General features: G+C 33.9%; 14 protein-coding genes. 4 read left to right on the top strand and 10 right to left on the bottom strand.

The features are described 5' to 3' along the window. Positions 1 to 13: 13 nt before the first annotated feature. Entirely contained in the window at positions 14 to 1,066 is a 1,053-nt protein-coding gene (locus CVU84_07215) for a hypothetical protein (protein PKM95103.1), read from the bottom strand. A gap of 282 nt (positions 1,067 to 1,348) precedes the next feature. On the opposite strand from CVU84_07215, the gene CVU84_07210 reads away from it, so the two are divergent. Both CVU84_07210 and CVU84_07205 read left to right on the top strand, forming a co-directional pair. After that, on the top strand, positions 1,349 to 2,212 hold the full coding sequence (locus CVU84_07210) for a deoxyribonuclease IV (GenBank protein PKM95102.1): 864 nt from the start codon (positions 1,349 to 1,351) through the stop codon (positions 2,210 to 2,212). After that, on the top strand, positions 2,212 to 2,946 hold the full coding sequence (locus CVU84_07205; GenBank protein ID PKM95101.1) for a 3-oxoacyl-ACP reductase: 735 nt from the start codon (positions 2,212 to 2,214) through the stop codon (positions 2,944 to 2,946). The genes CVU84_07210 and CVU84_07205 overlap by 1 nt, the downstream gene beginning before the upstream one ends. 81 nt (positions 2,947 to 3,027) lie before the next feature. Here the strand turns inward: CVU84_07205 and CVU84_07200 are convergent, their stop codons facing one another. From CVU84_07200 to CVU84_07190, 3 genes are all read right to left on the bottom strand, one after another. After that, entirely contained in the window at positions 3,028 to 5,271 is a 2,244-nt protein-coding gene (locus CVU84_07200; protein ID PKM95100.1) for a hypothetical protein, read from the bottom strand. Positions 5,272 to 5,578: 307 nt separating this feature from the next. Beyond that, positions 5,579 to 6,115 (bottom strand): heptaprenyl diphosphate synthase, encoded by a 537-nt coding sequence (locus tag CVU84_07195; GenBank protein ID PKM95099.1) that lies wholly within the window; start codon positions 6,113 to 6,115, stop codon positions 5,579 to 5,581. Continuing rightward, positions 6,099 to 6,473, bottom strand: coding sequence for a hypothetical protein (locus CVU84_07190; GenBank protein PKM95098.1), 375 nt, complete (start codon positions 6,471 to 6,473; stop codon positions 6,099 to 6,101). Before CVU84_07190 ends, CVU84_07195 begins: the two co-directional genes overlap by 17 nt. Positions 6,474 to 6,768: 295 nt before the next feature. On the opposite strand from CVU84_07190, the gene CVU84_07185 reads away from it, so the two are divergent. Further along, positions 6,769 to 7,659 (top strand): hypothetical protein, encoded by an 891-nt coding sequence (locus tag CVU84_07185; GenBank protein ID PKM95097.1) that lies wholly within the window; start codon positions 6,769 to 6,771, stop codon positions 7,657 to 7,659. Between the two features lie 305 nt (positions 7,660 to 7,964). Here the strand turns inward: CVU84_07185 and trxB are convergent, their stop codons facing one another. From trxB to CVU84_07165, 4 genes are all read right to left on the bottom strand, one after another. Further along, positions 7,965 to 8,873 (bottom strand): thioredoxin-disulfide reductase, encoded by a 909-nt coding sequence (gene trxB, locus CVU84_07180; protein ID PKM95096.1) that lies wholly within the window; start codon positions 8,871 to 8,873, stop codon positions 7,965 to 7,967. Positions 8,874 to 8,908: 35 nt separating this feature from the next. Continuing rightward, positions 8,909 to 9,223: a hypothetical protein gene (locus CVU84_07175; protein PKM95095.1), complete on the bottom strand. Its 315-nt coding sequence runs from the start codon at positions 9,221 to 9,223 to the stop codon at positions 8,909 to 8,911. 336 nt (positions 9,224 to 9,559) lie between these two features. Further along, the gene (gene glgD, locus CVU84_07170; GenBank protein PKM95094.1) at positions 9,560 to 10,681 is read right to left on the bottom strand and encodes a glucose-1-phosphate adenylyltransferase subunit GlgD; all 1,122 of its coding nucleotides are present in this window, start codon (positions 10,679 to 10,681) and stop codon (positions 9,560 to 9,562) included. Further along, positions 10,674 to 11,957, bottom strand: a complete 1,284-nt coding sequence (locus CVU84_07165; protein PKM95093.1) for a glucose-1-phosphate adenylyltransferase — start codon at positions 11,955 to 11,957, stop codon at positions 10,674 to 10,676. The genes glgD and CVU84_07165 overlap by 8 nt, the downstream gene beginning before the upstream one ends. 207 nt (positions 11,958 to 12,164) lie before the next feature. Here CVU84_07165 and CVU84_07160 point away from each other — a divergent pair, with 207 nt between their 5' ends. Continuing rightward, the gene (locus tag CVU84_07160) at positions 12,165 to 13,463 is read left to right on the top strand and encodes a hypothetical protein (GenBank protein ID PKM95092.1); all 1,299 of its coding nucleotides are present in this window, start codon (positions 12,165 to 12,167) and stop codon (positions 13,461 to 13,463) included. Here CVU84_07160 and CVU84_07155 read toward each other — a convergent pair. Beyond that, complete coding sequence (locus CVU84_07155; protein PKM95091.1) at positions 13,460 to 15,988, bottom strand: hypothetical protein; 2,529 nt, start codon at positions 15,986 to 15,988, stop codon at positions 13,460 to 13,462. The two genes, CVU84_07160 and CVU84_07155, sit on opposite strands and share 4 nt — an antisense overlap. Positions 15,989 to 16,133: 145 nt before the next feature. Beyond that, entirely contained in the window at positions 16,134 to 17,183 is a 1,050-nt protein-coding gene (locus CVU84_07150) for a mannose-1-phosphate guanyltransferase (protein PKM95090.1), read from the bottom strand. Positions 17,184 to 17,203: the final 20 nt, after the last annotated feature.

The raw sequence follows: 17,203 nt of genomic DNA, 5'->3' as shown, positions 1-17,203 counted from the left end.
TCATTAGGAATAGTCACTCCGTTTCAAATTCTGAAATCGTTTGTTGTCCTTCTTGTTGTTCTGCTCGCTCTTTCTCTTGTTGTTCTAATACCTCTCCAACTGTATCTGGTGGTCCTTCTAACAAATCACTAACAACTTGATGCGCTTCTTCAACATCCCATCTCTGATACCATGCTTCATCGATTTTCTCTCCGTAAGATGGTATAGTAACCATATTCGTTGTGCTTAAAACTTTATTTATATCCAATTCAAAAAAATATTCTGCATATTGTAATGCTAAGACCAAACCAAAGTCTGCTTCAAAAATACCATAACCGGTAGTTGCAAGTTGTTTAACCTGATCAAAATCATTTACATTCATTACTTTATCGAACAATGTAACCATAAACTCTTGTTGTACTTTAATACGTTGTAAATCTCCCATTTGATATTTTCTATATCTAACAAGTTGTTCAGCCTTATCTCCATCTAACATTTGAAGGCCTTCTTCTAAATCAATATATAGATCCTGAAATGGGTCTCGATAATACATATCCTCTGGAACATAAAATTCTACACCACCAATAACATCAACTAAATCACTAAAACCATTTACATCAATTCGTGCCATATAATCTATTTCCAGACCAGTAATAATTCCAATTATTTCTTTTAAATCTTTCAATGCCCGCTCATTATGTCCTGTATAAGAATATACCTCATTTAACTTACAATACTGAACATTATTGTCAGGATTATTTTCCTTAATTTGTTGAAATTCTTCTAGGCCGAAATCAATCTCCAAATCTCTAGGAACCGAGACCACTTTAATGTCACCACTTTCAATATCCATTACGCCCACCATAAGTACATCTGTCAGTCCCTTAGATGCGTCTAATCCTATGAGCAATCCTGTAAAAGATTCAAGTTGTTCCTGGGATTCTTCTCCACCCAAATTACTCTTATCATTTGTATTACCATCACTCGTTTTATTTATATTATCAACTGTAGCGCTAACAAAAGATACAGTTATGATGATTATTGTTGAAACGATTAGACCTATGAGCAATGTATCAAGCTTTTTCATGTTTTTTGCCTCCAAACCCCTTGTATAGCGTATAGTTTATCGGTAATAATAAGTTCCACAAACATTATACTACATTTTTTTTAAAATACCATAGTTTTTGGAAAACTTTAATATTTTTATAATATTACGTTGTCTACCTCTTCAAATTCCCTTCAATCTTAAGGATACATCTTCTTAATAATTTATGCTATACTAGTACTATTATTATGACCATTTTAAAAAATATTTTTTTAGCAGATGTTTCAAGAGCATCATAAATTACAAAGAAAGGTTGGTAAGGATATGGCATTATACCTTGGTTCTCACGTTTCAATGAGTGGAGGTCTTATCGCAGCCGCAAAAGAAGCTCACTCGTATGGAGCAAATACATTTATGATTTACACTGGTGCACCACAAAATACTATTAGAAAACCAATTTCTGATCTTAAAATCGAAGAAGGCAAAGTATTTATGCAAGAAAACAACTTGAGCAATATTGTAGTTCATGCTCCCTATATTATCAATCTTGCTTCTTGTAAACCTTCTATTTACAACCTCGCCAAAAGCTTTTTGAAAACAGAGATTGAACGCACTGAAGCAATTGGTGCTGATTATATAGTTCTTCATCCGGGATCTTACACCGAAATGGATGCTGAATATGGTATTGATAAAATTATTGAAGGATTGAATGAGGTATTAACTCCTGATACAAAGCCATATGTTTGTCTTGAAACTATGTCGGGAAAGGGTAGTGAAATTGGCCGCACTTTTAAAGAGTTAAAAGCAATTATTAACGGAGTACATTTAAAAGAAAAACTAGGAGTATGCTTTGACACTTGCCACACTCATGATAGTGGTTATGATATTATTAATGATTTTGAAGGTGTTATGGAAGAGTTTGATGCTACCATAGGTTTTCATTACTTAAAAGTCTTTCATATCAATGGTTCTCTTAATGCAAATGGCGCGAGAAAAGATCGTCATGCAAATATCGGCGCACCCACAGACAATCCTAAGGGTAAAGATATGATAGGCTTTGAAGCAATTCATAAAATTATTCATCACCCTATTTGTCAGGATAAGCCCTTGATACTAGAGACACCTTGGTTAGACGGGAAAACAAATTTATATAAAGAGGAAATCTCATTACTAAGAGGTGGAAAATAATGCTTAAAAAAACCGTGCTAATCACTGGCGCCTCTAGAGGCATTGGCAAGGCCATCGCATTAAAATTTGCAAAAGAAAACTACAATGTAATCATAAATTGCTCAAGTAGCTTACAAGAGCTTCTAGCTGTTTCAGAAGAAGTTAAGCGTCTTGGTGCTGATTGCCTTCCAATACTGGCAGATGTTTCTGACTATGAGTCGGTATCAAATATGTTCCAAGAAATAAATATCCTTTTTCCTTTTATTGATTGCATAATAAACAATGCTGGTATTTCCTGCGTAGGTTTATTTACTGAAACATCTCCAGAAACTTGGAATAAAGTTATTCAAACGAATCTAACTTCTATTTACAATGTATGTCATCATGCCATACCAAAAATGATCTCTCAAAAAACAGGTTCAATTGTGAATATATCTTCCATTTGGGGCATTAGCGGCGCCTCCTTAGAAGTTGCATACTCTGCCTCTAAAAGTGGAATCCATGGTTTTACCCAGGCACTAGCCAAAGAACTTGGTCCAAGTAACATTAGAATCAATGCAATTGCATGTGGTGCAGTTGAAACTTCAATGAATAATTGGTTGTCTTCCGAGGAAAGAGAAGCCTTTGAAGCATCTATCGCCTTATGTCGCTTTGGTAAGGTGGAAGAAATCGCCGACCTAGCATTTTTCTTAGCTTCTGAAAACGCGAGTTATTTAACCGGAGAGATCATCAAAATAGATGGCGGTACTTTGTAGTTCTGATATCTTTCCTTGTAAAACACAAATAAGGCGAGTAGAACAATATTCTCTCCCGCCTTATTTGTGTTTTACTTCACTTTATCTTCCTGTAGGGTATTGTACAAACACTTCAACAATTGCCTCATAGATTGCCTTTCCAACATTTTTCTGTATCGTTGGATTCGATATTTTAGAACTATCATTTACATTCGACACAAATCCTACCTCTATGATGGTTGCTGGCATCTTGGAATTTCTTAAAAGATATAAACCATTGTCAGCTTTAATTCCCCTACTATTCAAACCAGCAGCACTTACCACCTTTTTTTGAATGATCGAAGCCAACTCGTTTGAATTCAATCCCGCTCTATTATCATCTTTGAAATAAATTGTTTCTGTTCCATTCGCTTTTGTACTATCTGTTGCATTATTATGTACACTAACAAAGAAATCTGCTTCGACGTCATTTGCTAAGTCGGTTCTACCTTGTAGTGAGATAAAAGTATCATCTAGCCTTGTATAGTATACTTTAATACTGGAATCTGAATCTAAGTACCCCTTTAAATATGTTCCCATTGACAAATTCAAATCCTTTTCTTTGAGCCCATTTCCAGTTGCCCCTGGGTCATGACCTCCATGGCCAAAATCTACCACTATAATCTTAGAATAAATTTCTTTTGGTTTATACGCTTTGATATATATATTTTGACTATCAGCTTCAAGTCTAAAAACATAAATTGATTTTTCATGAATTACCAATCTTGTATTACCATTACTATTCTTTTGTATTTCTATATTACTAATAATGCTATCATCAATATGTATATCCCCAGTACCAAAAACACTTTCATAATTTCCCGGTAAATCGATGATAAATTCTTTAGTAGCATATTTATCTACATAGGTTATACCATCAAGTTTTATCTTTGACCCAATACCTTCAAGTGTAATCATTGGGTTTGTGTCATTTTCATATTTAATATTCTTATAGGATGGCTCATTAATTTGTATTAAGGTATTTAACTTATCCACCTTTGTTACATCATAATCTGCCTGTCCATCCGTTTCGATAACCACTCTTGTTGTACTTGAATTAAACTGAGCAGTTCGCATGGCTACAACATATTGTCCCGGTATATTTGAGGCTGATTGATTGCCAATAAGGGTTGTTGTTTTTCCTAAATCAAAAACAATCCTGTCTGGGTTACTTAAGCGAAATGCTTTCACATCGGGTGCTGCTAATCCAGTTAATAAAATAAAATCACCTTTATCATTTTGACCAAGTTGGATCTTATTCAACATATTATCTTTCATAGTAAAATTTAAGGTTTTTCTATCTTCACTTATTGTAAGATCATAAAAAACAGAAGTACTTTTCACATCAAAAACAATTCTTGTTACTTTTTTTCCAGCTCCATCTTCTTGTTGACCTGTACGAACAGCTGTCACAATAGGATTATCAGAGTATGTTTTATTATTAACCAGCTTAACTGAGTTATATATATCAACAACATATTTGCTATCTGATGCCATAAATGTACTTACAACTGATGAAATAGGCCCACTCGATTGAATACTAAAATTTTTAGTATCACTTTCATAATCTACCGCGGTAATATTCACAACAGGATGATCTTGGGCAGTTATTACACTTGCAAGAGTTTGATCACTGGGTGTTAAAGAACTTGACCAAGTAATTGGATTCGCATTTAAAGCTGTTGGCAACGTCCTCTTAGCTTTATCCGAATTGAGTTCATCTAAGGCTTCCCCTTTGCCCGTATCATCAATTGGTATTTCTGGTATTTCTGGTGTCACTTCCGGTACAACTGATGTTTCCGGTGATGAAATCATAGCTGTATAGGTATTCTGCTTCCATTCAATACCATAGCCTAAATTTTCAGTTACAAATCTTAGAGGTATCATTGTCTTAGGATTCTTTTGGCTTTTATCTCTAATTAACCTTGCTGGAACTTCTAGAGTTACTGCTACATTATTAATATATGCCGTATTACTACCAATCTTCAATACAATATTTTGATCCTTATAGGAAACATAAACTTCTTGCTTTTCCCCATTCCATTCAACCTTAGCATTAAACCCATTTGATTCAAATACTTCACGCGCTGGCACAAGGGTACTATTATCAATAAGAATTGCTGGCATTTCTCCCGTAACAACATCCTCACCATCAATATTAATTGACACTACCTTGCTTTTGTATTGAGATATCTTTCCATCATATTCAATATAAAAGTTTTCTCGAGTTTCTCCTGCAAAAACACTTACTGAAAATTGCAGTAGCAGTATGCTTATACTAAAAAACAAAGCCATTACTCTCTTCATTATGTCAGCTCCTTAATATGGTATTCATCATTCTGTCCTTGCTGTAATGCCTTATTCTTGGTTACTAGTCAATGTTACAAAACCTCCGCAATTGCTACGGTTTCGTAATCGAATGCAAGCTTAGCTTCCACTCGGTTAAACTAAATTGTACCATCTATACTTCTACAACAAATTATAGCAAAAAAATTACCAAACATAAAGTTAATAGAGCACTATGTAATAAATTTGTAATAATGGTAGCATTTAGTCACACGGTGTTAATAAATATGGCAAAAAAAGTAAAAATAATTACTTATCCCCCACATATCTAAGTTCTAAATGCATTTTTTTCAATGTATGGAAGTAAAAATTTTACTGTAAGGCCAATTGTGAGTCCAGTAAATAATGCAGATATCGAAAGCATGGGTAAAAAGCTAAGTGCAACTCCAATACTTTTTGTAATAAATGCCACTACAAGCAATTGACCAATGTTATGTGCAAAGGCACCCGCGACACTAATTCCTACAGTACTTAAATGTTTTCCTATTAAACTAATACATAAAAACATAACTAAGAAACTCAGCAAACCACCGGACAAGCTGTACCAAAAACTAATGAAATTTCCAACAAACAATGCATTCATAACAATCCTAATAACAACTAAGGTCAATGTTTCTCTAAAATTCAAAAAGTATAATGCAGTTAAGGTAATTGCATTTGCTAACCCCAGCTTTACTCCTGGATAAGCAAGCAGGGGTATAAATCTTTCAAAATAACTTAAAACAAGCGCCATAGAAATAAGCAAGGCAATGAATACAGTTTTTTTGGTTTTTGAGATATTTTGAAATTTATTGTACAATGGCATCTATTTCATCCTCCGCATTTCCTTTTAATTGAACATACACCTTATTAGGTAAGCAAACTATACTTCTATTAGCCTTCTCAATTGTTCCTGTATATAGACAAATTTTATCAGGGCAATCAGCTTCTATCATCGTAGCTTTCCCTGCTTTCACTTCAATAACATTTTTACCTAACTCTGTATTAACGATTATTAATTTATCTTCACTTACATTTATACTATCGAATAATTCTCCATCAAAATAAACTTCAGCAACAAGCTCATCGCCTTTTGTAGTTGCTTCCATAATATAATTCCATATAAACACACTTGTCGCAATAATAACAACTATGCCAACTATAATCCAATCGTTTTTTTTCATGAGGCTAGCTCCTGTTTTTACAAAATAATTTCATTGATTTATTATACCTTTACCACCCATAAACATCAACAGTTAATCTTTCTACGTTCTAATTTATTTGGCAAATTTCTCAATGGTAATTCAATAAATGACATGTAAATTACAAGGGTGTGCGTAAATTTGAGTAATTGGTAAATTATGGTAATTACTCTCAACATCTTGATTTTTCCCCTTCATTTTTCTATAATAGTTTTGTAACACTTACTTAACAAATTCCAAATTGCAAGTGACATCTTAGTTAAAACAGGAGGTTATTATGAATAAGAAATGGTTACAAAAAACAATATTACTAAGTACAGTTATGGTTTATTTACTAGGTTCTACCGTACAAGCAGATACTCTTGGTACTGTAACTGTGAGTGTTCTAAACGTTCGCAGTAATCCGTCCACATCTTCCCCTATTATCTCCAAAACCTATCTTGGTGAAAAGGTCTCAATATTATCAGCGGAGGGTGATTGGTATAAAATCAAATTATCCAACAACAAATTAGCATACGTTTCAAGTGACTTTGTTAAGAAAACCACTAGTGCAGAAATCAAACCATTACAATCGGCTCCATCTACAACAAATTATGGATATGTTAATGTCCCTATTTTAAATCTTAGAGCTTCGAATTCTTTATCAAGCAATATCATTGGCAAGTTGACTCAAAGAACTCAAGTTTCAATATTAGGCACGGAAGGTGATTGGTATAAGGTAAAAACAGAGGATCATCAAATTGGATATGCTTTCGGAACTTACATAGATTCTTCAAAACCTTCTTCTTCATCCTCAGGTGATGTAAGATCACAAGTAGTTACATATGCAAAACAATTTTTAGGAAATCCTTACGTATTTGGTGGGAATAGTTTAACAAATGGAATTGATTGTTCTGCTTTCACACAACAAATTCTCAGAAAATATGGTTATTCAATTAGCAGAACTTCTTATACTCAAATAAATGATGGTACAAGAATTACTGCTGGTGAGTTATTGCCAGGAGATTTAGTATTCTATGGTTTTTCTGGAGTAATCTCTCATGTAGGAATGTATATTGGAGATGGTAAAATAATTCACGCTAGCAGTCCATCAACCGGTATTCTCATAAGTGGTTTGTATACACAAGGAAAGAAACCTTATATAGGTAGTGTTAGGATTATTGAGTAAAGAAAATCGGCTGCTCTGAATCAAAATACTCGTTACACGTCTGCCGCTTTTCCAATTGCTTATGCAGAACTTTCATTGTCAACAAAGAAAATCGGCTGCTCTGAGTTAAAATACTCGTTACATGTCTGCCGCTTTTCCAATTGCTTATGCAGAACTTTCATTGTCAACAAAGAAAATCGGCTGCTCTGAATCAGAATACTCGTTACACGTCTGCCGCTTTTCCAATTGCTTATGCAGAACTATTCTTAATAACAAAAAAAAGAGCTATCTCAACCTAGATATATTCTAACTTGAGATAGCCCATTTTATACGTATTTTTCGCAAGCATATACAGCTATTGCACCGTCTGCTGCGGCTGTAATCACTTGTTTGAGAGATTTCTTTCTAACATCACCAACAGCAAATACTCCTTTAACACTCGTCTCACAATCCTCATCTGTTAATATCCACCCGCTGCCATCTACCTCCAGTTGATCCTTAACCAATTCAGAATTAGCAGATGTACCTACTGCGATGAACACACCATCAACATCTAAGGTTGATTTTTCACCAGTTTTGTTATTCGTTAATTTGACACCTTCCACAGCAGTTGATCCAAAAATTTCATCTAACTCCGTATCCCAAAGGACATCAATATTATCCGTTTTTAATAGCTTATCTTGAAGTACTTTTACAGCTCTTAGTTCATTTCTTCTATGAACTAACGTAACTCTTTCACACATTCTAGAAAGATAGATTGCATCCTCAACCGCAACATCTCCACCACCAATTACCGCAGTTCGTTTACCCCTATAAAATGCTCCATCACAGGTTGCACAATAGGATACACCTAGTCCAGTAAAATGCTCTTCACCTGGAACCCCTAGCTTTCTCCACTGAGCACCAGTTGAAAGTATGATTGTTTTTGTTTGAAATTCTCCATTTGAGGTTATTACTCTTTTTATTGGACCTTCTAAAATAATTTGAGTAACATCTTCGCTTTTAATTTGTACACCGAGGCTAGTTGCATGCTCAGTAAACATCGTACTTAGATCAAACCCTGACACATGCTGAATACCTGGATAATTGTCTACCTCGTAGGTGTTAATAATCTGTCCACCGGCAAAGGACTTCTCAAGTATTACAAAATTAAACATTGCTCTAGTGGCATAAATTGAAGCAGTAATTCCCGCAGGTCCTGCTCCAACGATAACTAAGTCATATATTTCGCTCATTATAATCTCCATTTCTAATAATTCTTACCCCTATTCTACCCAATGTTTTCATTAATAATTTTAGATAATTGTTTAATAGAAACTGGTTTTTGAATAAATGCAGTAATTCCATCCTCCATTAGCCTTTTGGTCTCGTATTCCATAGCGTACCCCGAGAGCACAATTACCTTTTTGGTAGGATCAATTTTAATAAACTCTTGAAACAATTGTCTACCGCCAATTTCTGGCATCATCATATCCATGAAAACCAACGATATTTCCTTATGTAGATCAGAAAATAACTTAATAGCCTCTACAGGTGAACCACACAATATTGGTACATAACCAAGCATGTCTAATATTTCACCCATTAATTCTCTGATCACATCTTCATCATCAATAACTAAAATTTTTTTAATTGTGCTGTGGTAGCCAAAAAGAATACTCCTTTCAAATTCAAAGGTAAACCCTAAGCTTATCTTTGTACTAAACAGTTGTCATTACCCATCCTAGATATTTACTTTGTTTATCATTATACCAATGTTACTTATAAAATACAATACAATTCTATAGTTCATTTTAACTAGTTAACAAGAAAATCAAGCTGGCCAAATTGGAAAAAAACCTCCGCAATATAATGTGCGGAGGTTTAAAATACTGTAATAAAAGATTATTCGCTTTAAGCATTTGTTTAAAATGCGTATAAGTTAAATTTGAGACTTTTTACCAACAATCATCGGATAATTTAACTCACCCTTTAAAAATTTACCTTCTGTTATAACAACCTCTTTATCTAATATAACATTATTTAATTGTACATTTTCTTCAATAATACTATCCTGCATAATGATACTATCCTTAACTATTGCACCCTTCTTAACAACTACACCTCTAAAGAGTACACTATTGACAACCGTTCCTTCAATAATACAACCATCTGCAACAATGGAATTTTTAACATCAGCTTCCTGGTTGTATTTGGCAGGGGTTTCATCCTTTACTTTTGTAAATATTCTACCCCCCTCATCAAATAGCTCCTTGCGAATCTCAGGCTTTAGCATTTCCATATTACATTGATAGAACAGATTTACAGAACTCATAGATCTCCAGTAGCCTGTAAATGGATATCCAAATATTTTAATGTTATTAAGGTTTCTTATTATAATGTCTTTTACAAAATCATAATGACCACGAGCAGCACTTTCTTCCAATAAAGAGATCAGTAATGTGCGTTTTAGTATGTATATACCTAGTGAACCATTGGTTGATTTAGGATGTAATGGCTTTTCAAGTAAATCAGTTACTCTACCATGACTATCAACATCAATAATACCTAAATTCTTTAATTCTTCTTTGTCAAAATCGATCATATCTCTATAAACAATGGTCATGTCTGCTTCTTTATCAATATGATAAGTAAGCAAATCATCATAAACCATTTTATAAATACAATTTCCTGTTGCAATAATAACATATTCTTCATTACTACGTCTTAAAAAAGAAAGGTTGTTATACATGCCTTCAGCAGAACCCCTATACATACCAATTTTATCTCCTTCTAGATATGGAGGAAATACATATAGACCATCATTTCTTCTGTCTAAATCCCACTCTTTTCCAGAGCCTAAATGATCCATTAAAGACCTATAGCTATATTGGGTTACTACACCTACTTTGTTAATTTCAGAATTCACCATGTTAGAAAGGACAAAATCTATTGCTCGATATTTCCCACCAATTGGCGTAGCAGTAACTGAACGTTTTGAAGCTAGTTCCTTCATATGATCATTTCTGCCTCCAGTAATAATAATCCCCATAGTATTATTCATGTGCAATCCCCCTTTTATATATACTTTTCCCTGAAGGTATTTGTAAGGAATCATAGTCTGTTGCTTCTACATCTCGTTCAACTACAACATTCATACCAAGCTCAGACTGATCCGGAATAATTGCAGCTTCTCCAATTACAGTAATTCCGCAATAATAGATAGCTGGCTTGTCTTCGTTCACAATATCTTCACCAAATCCAATCTTAGCATCATCCCCAACCATAACTTTCTCACTTAAAATACTTTTAACAATATGTGCATTTTTTCCAATTACCGAGTTTGACATGATAATAGAATCCTCAATAATTGCACCCTCTGAAATATAAACTCCCGGGAAAATAATGGAGTTTTTCACAGTTCCATAAACCATACAACCCTCTGCTATAATGGACTTCTTTGCACTTCCTGTTGGTCCTATAAAATTAGCAGGTTTAACTGGATTTGTTGTATATATTTTCCAGTCTCTTTCAAAAAGATTAAACTCTGGAACTCGTTCAATTAAATCCATATTTGATTCCCAATATGCTTGAATAGTACCAACGTCTCTCCAATATCCCGAAAACTCATACGCATACATGTTACAACCTTCATCTAACATCATTGGAATAATGTTCTTTCCAAAATCATTATCTGATTTAGGGTTTTGGTTATCTCTAATTAAATATTCTCTTAGAACTTCCCAAGTAAAAATATATACACCCATAGATGCCAGATTGTTTTTTGGTTCCTTTGGTTTTTCTTCAAACTCATAAACCTTATTGTTTTCATCTGTATTCATAATACCAAAGCGATCTGCCTCTTCAAGAGGAACTTCAAAAACAGATATTGTTGCATCTGCATCATTTTTCTTATGAGCGTCAAGCATTTTAGAATAATCCATTTTATAAATATGATCACCAGATAATATGATGACATATTTGGGAGAGGATTTGTCAATGTAATGAATATTTTGGTAAACTGCATTAGCTGTTCCTTTAAACCATTCTCCTGAATCCGCTTTTAGATAAGGGGATAATATCGTAACACCACCGTTGTTTCTATCTAGATCCCATGGCTTACCAATGCCTATATGGGCATTAAGTTCAAGTGGTTGATATTGTGTAAAAACCCCTACTGTATCTATCCCAGAATTGATACAGTTACTTAAAGGAAAATCAATAATACGAAACTTTCCTCCATAAGGTACCGCAGGCTTTGCTGTTACATTAGTCAGAACCCCTAATCTGCTTCCTTGGCCACCAGCAAGAAGTAATCCTATCATTTCTTTAGCTACCATTAAATCATCTCCATTTGGATTTTATTTTCAGAGTATAATACTCTTGAATTTGCATTTATTTACCATATATCTATTTTACCATATTTATGGGCTTAGTCCAACTTTAAGTTCTACTATTTTGTCATTTTCTTATTTAAGTGTCTTGTCTTTTTTAATAATTAATATTATGATGTTAGGACATACGAATTGCACATAGGAGGAAATCCGATGAATTATAAAGATAGTATTGATTATCTTGAAAACATTGCTGTACTTGGTGGTCGATTAGGCCTTGAAAGCATCACAAGGCTCTTGGATAAATTATCAAATCCCCAACACCAACTTAAGGTCATACATGTTGCAGGAACGAATGGCAAGGGATCAATTAGCAATCTATTAAAAAGTATATTGATGGCTGGAAATTATAGTGTGGGGTTGTATAATTCTCCAAGTATTCTTTCCTATAGAGAGACAATTTCATTGAATGCAGATACCATTTCGGAAGATGACTTTGCAAAGATTGCTTCAAAGATTGAAGCCTGTTGTAACCAGCTTCTTAAAGAAGGCCACCCTCAACCTACAGTATTTGAATGCACAACAGCACTCGCACTCGATTTTTTTGCAGCTAATCATGTTGATATCGCTATAGTTGAAGTTGGCCTTGGTGGTGCGTTAGATGCTACAAACGTATTCACGAATCCATTGGTAAGTGTGATTACTACAATCGGCTATGACCATACAGAATTTCTCGGAAATACTCTAAAAGAAATTTCCACAGCAAAGGCTGGTATTATTAAGAAGAAAACACCCGTCGTTGTGGCTCCGAATGATGAGGTCGTACTTGATGTAATCATGGATATGGCATCGGCACTTGAAGCCCCTTTTTACTACAATAAATTAGAGGATATTATGAGTACCCTTCATGAATGCACATTACATGGAATGACCTTTTCTATGTCAACTCCTTACTTTTCCTATACTAATTTATTTACCCAGCTTATTGGACAGCATCAACTAATAAATATATCTGTAGCATTAATGACAATTCATGTATTAAACATGCACTATCCTTATACAATCTCAAATATGGCGATCACTGATGGTTTAGCGAAAACCTACTGGCCTTGTCGATGTGAATATATAGAAAAACCTATTAAGATGCTTATCGATGGGGCCCATAATGAATCAAGTATGGAATGCTTTGCTCAAGTATTATCTTCTCATTGTATTTCTACACCAATCACTTACCTCTTTGGAGTTCTCAAGGATAAGGATGTTCATATGATGTTAAAAAAGATGGCTCCCTTTTCTAATACTATTTTTATTACTGTACCTTTATCAGATAGAGGTCTGCCTACCGAAAAGCTAATAGTGATTGCAACGGATTACTTTGAACACGTATATCCTATCGATAAAATGGACTTAGCTCTCGAAGCAGCGATTGCGCATGCAAAAAAAACCAACACTATGTTATGTTGTGTTGGTTCATTATATCTATCTGTTCCAGTAAGGAACTTACTTCGCTAACTCATTACTAATTTATTGTTTTGAAATTGAAGAACCTCATCTAACGTTAATGGTTTAGATATATAAAACCCTTGCGCATAATCACATGCTACACTATATAAAAAATCTAATTGTTCTTTATCTTCTACCCCTTCTGCAGTAACTGTCATGCCTAATCCCTTGGCTACAGATAAAATCACATTAACTACCTTAGAACAATTCAGGCTATGTGGTAGTTGCTTTACAAAGGTTCTGTCAATTTTAATATCATTAATTTCTGTCGTATTTAAGCAGGAAAGGGATGAATACCCTGTTCCAAAGTCATCTAAGTGGACCTTAACACCCATACTTTTCAGCTTCTCTAAGCTTTTATTTGCTTTATCAAAATTATCAAATAAGGTTTTTTCTGTTACCTCAATTTGTATTTTTTTCCTATGTAGTCCCAATCTTTCAATCTTGTCTATTTGTTGGCTAGAAAAGAGTTGCTTAGTAGAAAGATTAATAGAAACAAAGCAGTCCTTATATAGTTCATGGCTACTTAAAATATCCATTGCCAGTGAAACTTGTTCTAAAACAAAATTACCAATATCCTCAAAATGACCACTGTCTTCAGCAATAGGCAAAAATTCACTTGGATTATAATAAATTCCGTCCATGTTTTCCCATCTAATAAAAGCTTCAAACCCAACAATTTGATTGTTCTTTAAAGACATAATTGGTTGATAATGCAAAGAAAACTCTTTATTAACTGAAGCATTTTTCAAGTTGTTCTCCATTACTCTTTGATGGTGAAGTTTTTCCTCGATTTCCTTTTCATAAAATCTAAAGGTACCGATACCTGCTTTGTTCCTTTTTGCTTCGTACATAGCAATATCTGCATCCTTTAGCGCAAGTTCGCTACTTGTATATTTACTTACCTCATAAACCAAACCTATACTTGAACCGATTACAACCCTAGTCTTTCCAATTTCGATAGGTTCTGCAATTAATTCTTGTATCCTAGTTAATATTTTCGTTACTTCAGTTTTTGAGGTTTGTTGTATCAAAATTGCAAACTCATCTCCACCAATTCTTGCAACAATATCACCATGGCGTAATGATTTCAGGATTCTTCCTGCTACAGTAAACAACACCTCGTCACCAAATACATGACCGTAAGTATCATTAACCTCTTTGAAATAGTTTAAATCTAGTACAGCTAGAGAATATCTCGTTTGTTCCTGTTCACGCTCTCTTTGTGAAAAGATCTTACCATTGACAGTTTTCATAAAAAACTCTCTATTATATAACCCCGTCAAGGAATCATGATGAGCTTGATAGGTAATTTTCTTTATGCTTTCAATCTTCGAAACACCTATCTTTATTTGATCCGATAAGGCCCTAATAAATGTAAATAGATATTCTACTGATAAATCCGTATTATCAAATACAAATATCATGATTTTCTCATTATACCCAATTACAATTTCAACCTCATGTTCTCTGTCCGTAATAATATAATTATTTTTATCATCCTCTTGCACTTGTTTCATAAGTGAATTCATGAGCTCAATGATACGTTGATGATCCTTGTATTTAAGCCCTTTTACACTTAATAATTTATCCTTACCATTTATGTATTCTATATAAACATTATCATAATCCTTTCCAGCTACGCACATATAGTTCGCAGATAGTTCCTTGGAAATGATTTCATATATTGCCTCATACAGCTGCACGATTGCATCTGAATAATATACAAGCTTAGCAACCTCTAATAATACATTGTTCATCTTCTCAATTTTTTTCTTACTAGTAATATCCGTTAAAGACATTAAGATACCAAGTACACTACCTGAATTTTCTTTAACTGGATAATACTTTACAAGCTTATATTTATCATCATTAACACTTTTTTCGCAAGTATATCCTGGTTCTCCATTAAAAATCCCCATACATTCACACTCTGGGCAAGGTCTACTTCTACCATAAAGCTTTTCATGACATTTATTATAGTTGTTCTTAAACTCACTTTTTATTCGTTCATTCATCCATAGGATATTATAGTCCTGGTCAATAAAAACCATGCCCTCAGCAATACTTTCAAGAATTAGTTTCTTTTCATTTTCAGAATCTTTAAGCATAGTATACAAACGCTCTAACTCCATTTCTTGATTGAAGCTATAACAAGCATCCTTAATTACTTGAAGGATTTCATCTCTTTTGTAGTTGGTTTTGATAATTTTGAATATGTTGATAGAATTTATGATGTCTTCGACGGATACCAATACCATTTTTCGAGTGAATAAAATAATTTTGGTTTTAGAATTTATTTGATGTACCTGCTCAAGAAAGTGTAGTCCGTTATATTCGGGCATATAAAAGCCAGTAATTAAAATCGCAGTATTTATTCCAATTGATTGCAATGTTTGAATAACAGTTATTGCCTCACTTGGTTTTTCTGCAATTTCAACAACATAATCATTTCCAAAATCATCCAAGACCAATTGTTCTAATTGTCTCAGCACAACTGGATCCATGTCGACACATACAATGGCTTTTTCCATAACTTTTACACTCCCCCAATAGAATTTGTGTAAAAATAATTCGACTTTATACTTAAATACTACTATACATTTTTATAAGTGTCAATATTTTGAAAAATTATTCGTTGGATTTCTAAATAATAATGCAATTTCGAATAAACATTCCTTATCCTAATAATTTCTTAATATCCTGCACTTGATCCTTTTTACATATAAGAACCGTATCCTCCGTCTGCACGATAACTACATCCTCTATACCAATGGTCGCTATTTGCTTATTCGTGCCAATAATAATATTGTTTCTGGAATTCAGTTCATTCACTCTGACAGATCTACAAATTGTTCCGTTTTCATTAGGTTCAAATAAATCCTCAAACGCTGTGAAACTGCCAATATCATTCCATCCAAACTCAGCGGGTATTACTTTAATTACCTTGGAATGCTCCATAATACCAAAGTCAATAGATATTCTCTCAAAAGCTTCGAAAAAAAAGGCAACCTCATCCGAGAGCGCTTCTCCCCACAAACCAGTTTCAACAAAGCTCTTCATTTCCATTAATGTTTGATAGTGTTTTGGCATATACTCCTTAAATTCCCGAAAAATAATACGAACATTAAAGATAAACATACCACTATTCCATAAATAATTGCCTTGCTCTATATACTCTATTGCACGCTCAATACATGGCTTTTCACAGAATCGCTTCGCAGCAACTACACCACCATACTCTGAATCTGGCTCAATTTCAATATAGCCAAATCCAGTTTCCGGCTTAGTCGGCTTAATCCCAATTGTTACAATAGAACCATTATTGTAAGCTTCATCAATAGCGGTAACCAATACATTTCTAAAACTTTCTTCATTTTTGATTACATGATCCGATGCTAAAACAATGATTTCTGCATCTGGATAACAATAATCAATATATATACTTGCATACCCGATAGCTGCAGCCGTATCCTTAAAAGCAGGTTCAATAATGATGTTTTGAGTAGGGATAAAAGGCAATTCATTCATAATCGCCTTACTCTGCATAATGTTTGTTGCAATAAAAATTCGATTTGCATCAACTAATGGTAAAACTCTGTCAACAGTTTCTCGTAACATAGTACGTTCCGAAAACAAACTTAGAAGTTGCTTTGGTCTTTCTTGCGTAGATAAAGGCCAAAGACGTTGACCGCTACCTCCTGCCATAATAAGAACGGTATTGTTCATAATCCTTTCTCCTCAAAAGT

It is taken from the genome of Firmicutes bacterium HGW-Firmicutes-1 (assembly GCA_002841625.1).
Lineage (GTDB): Bacteria > Bacillota > Clostridia > Lachnospirales > Vallitaleaceae > HGW-1.
The sequence above is the reverse complement of the archived record's forward strand: the minus strand, read 5'-3'. Positions and strand labels throughout refer to the sequence as shown.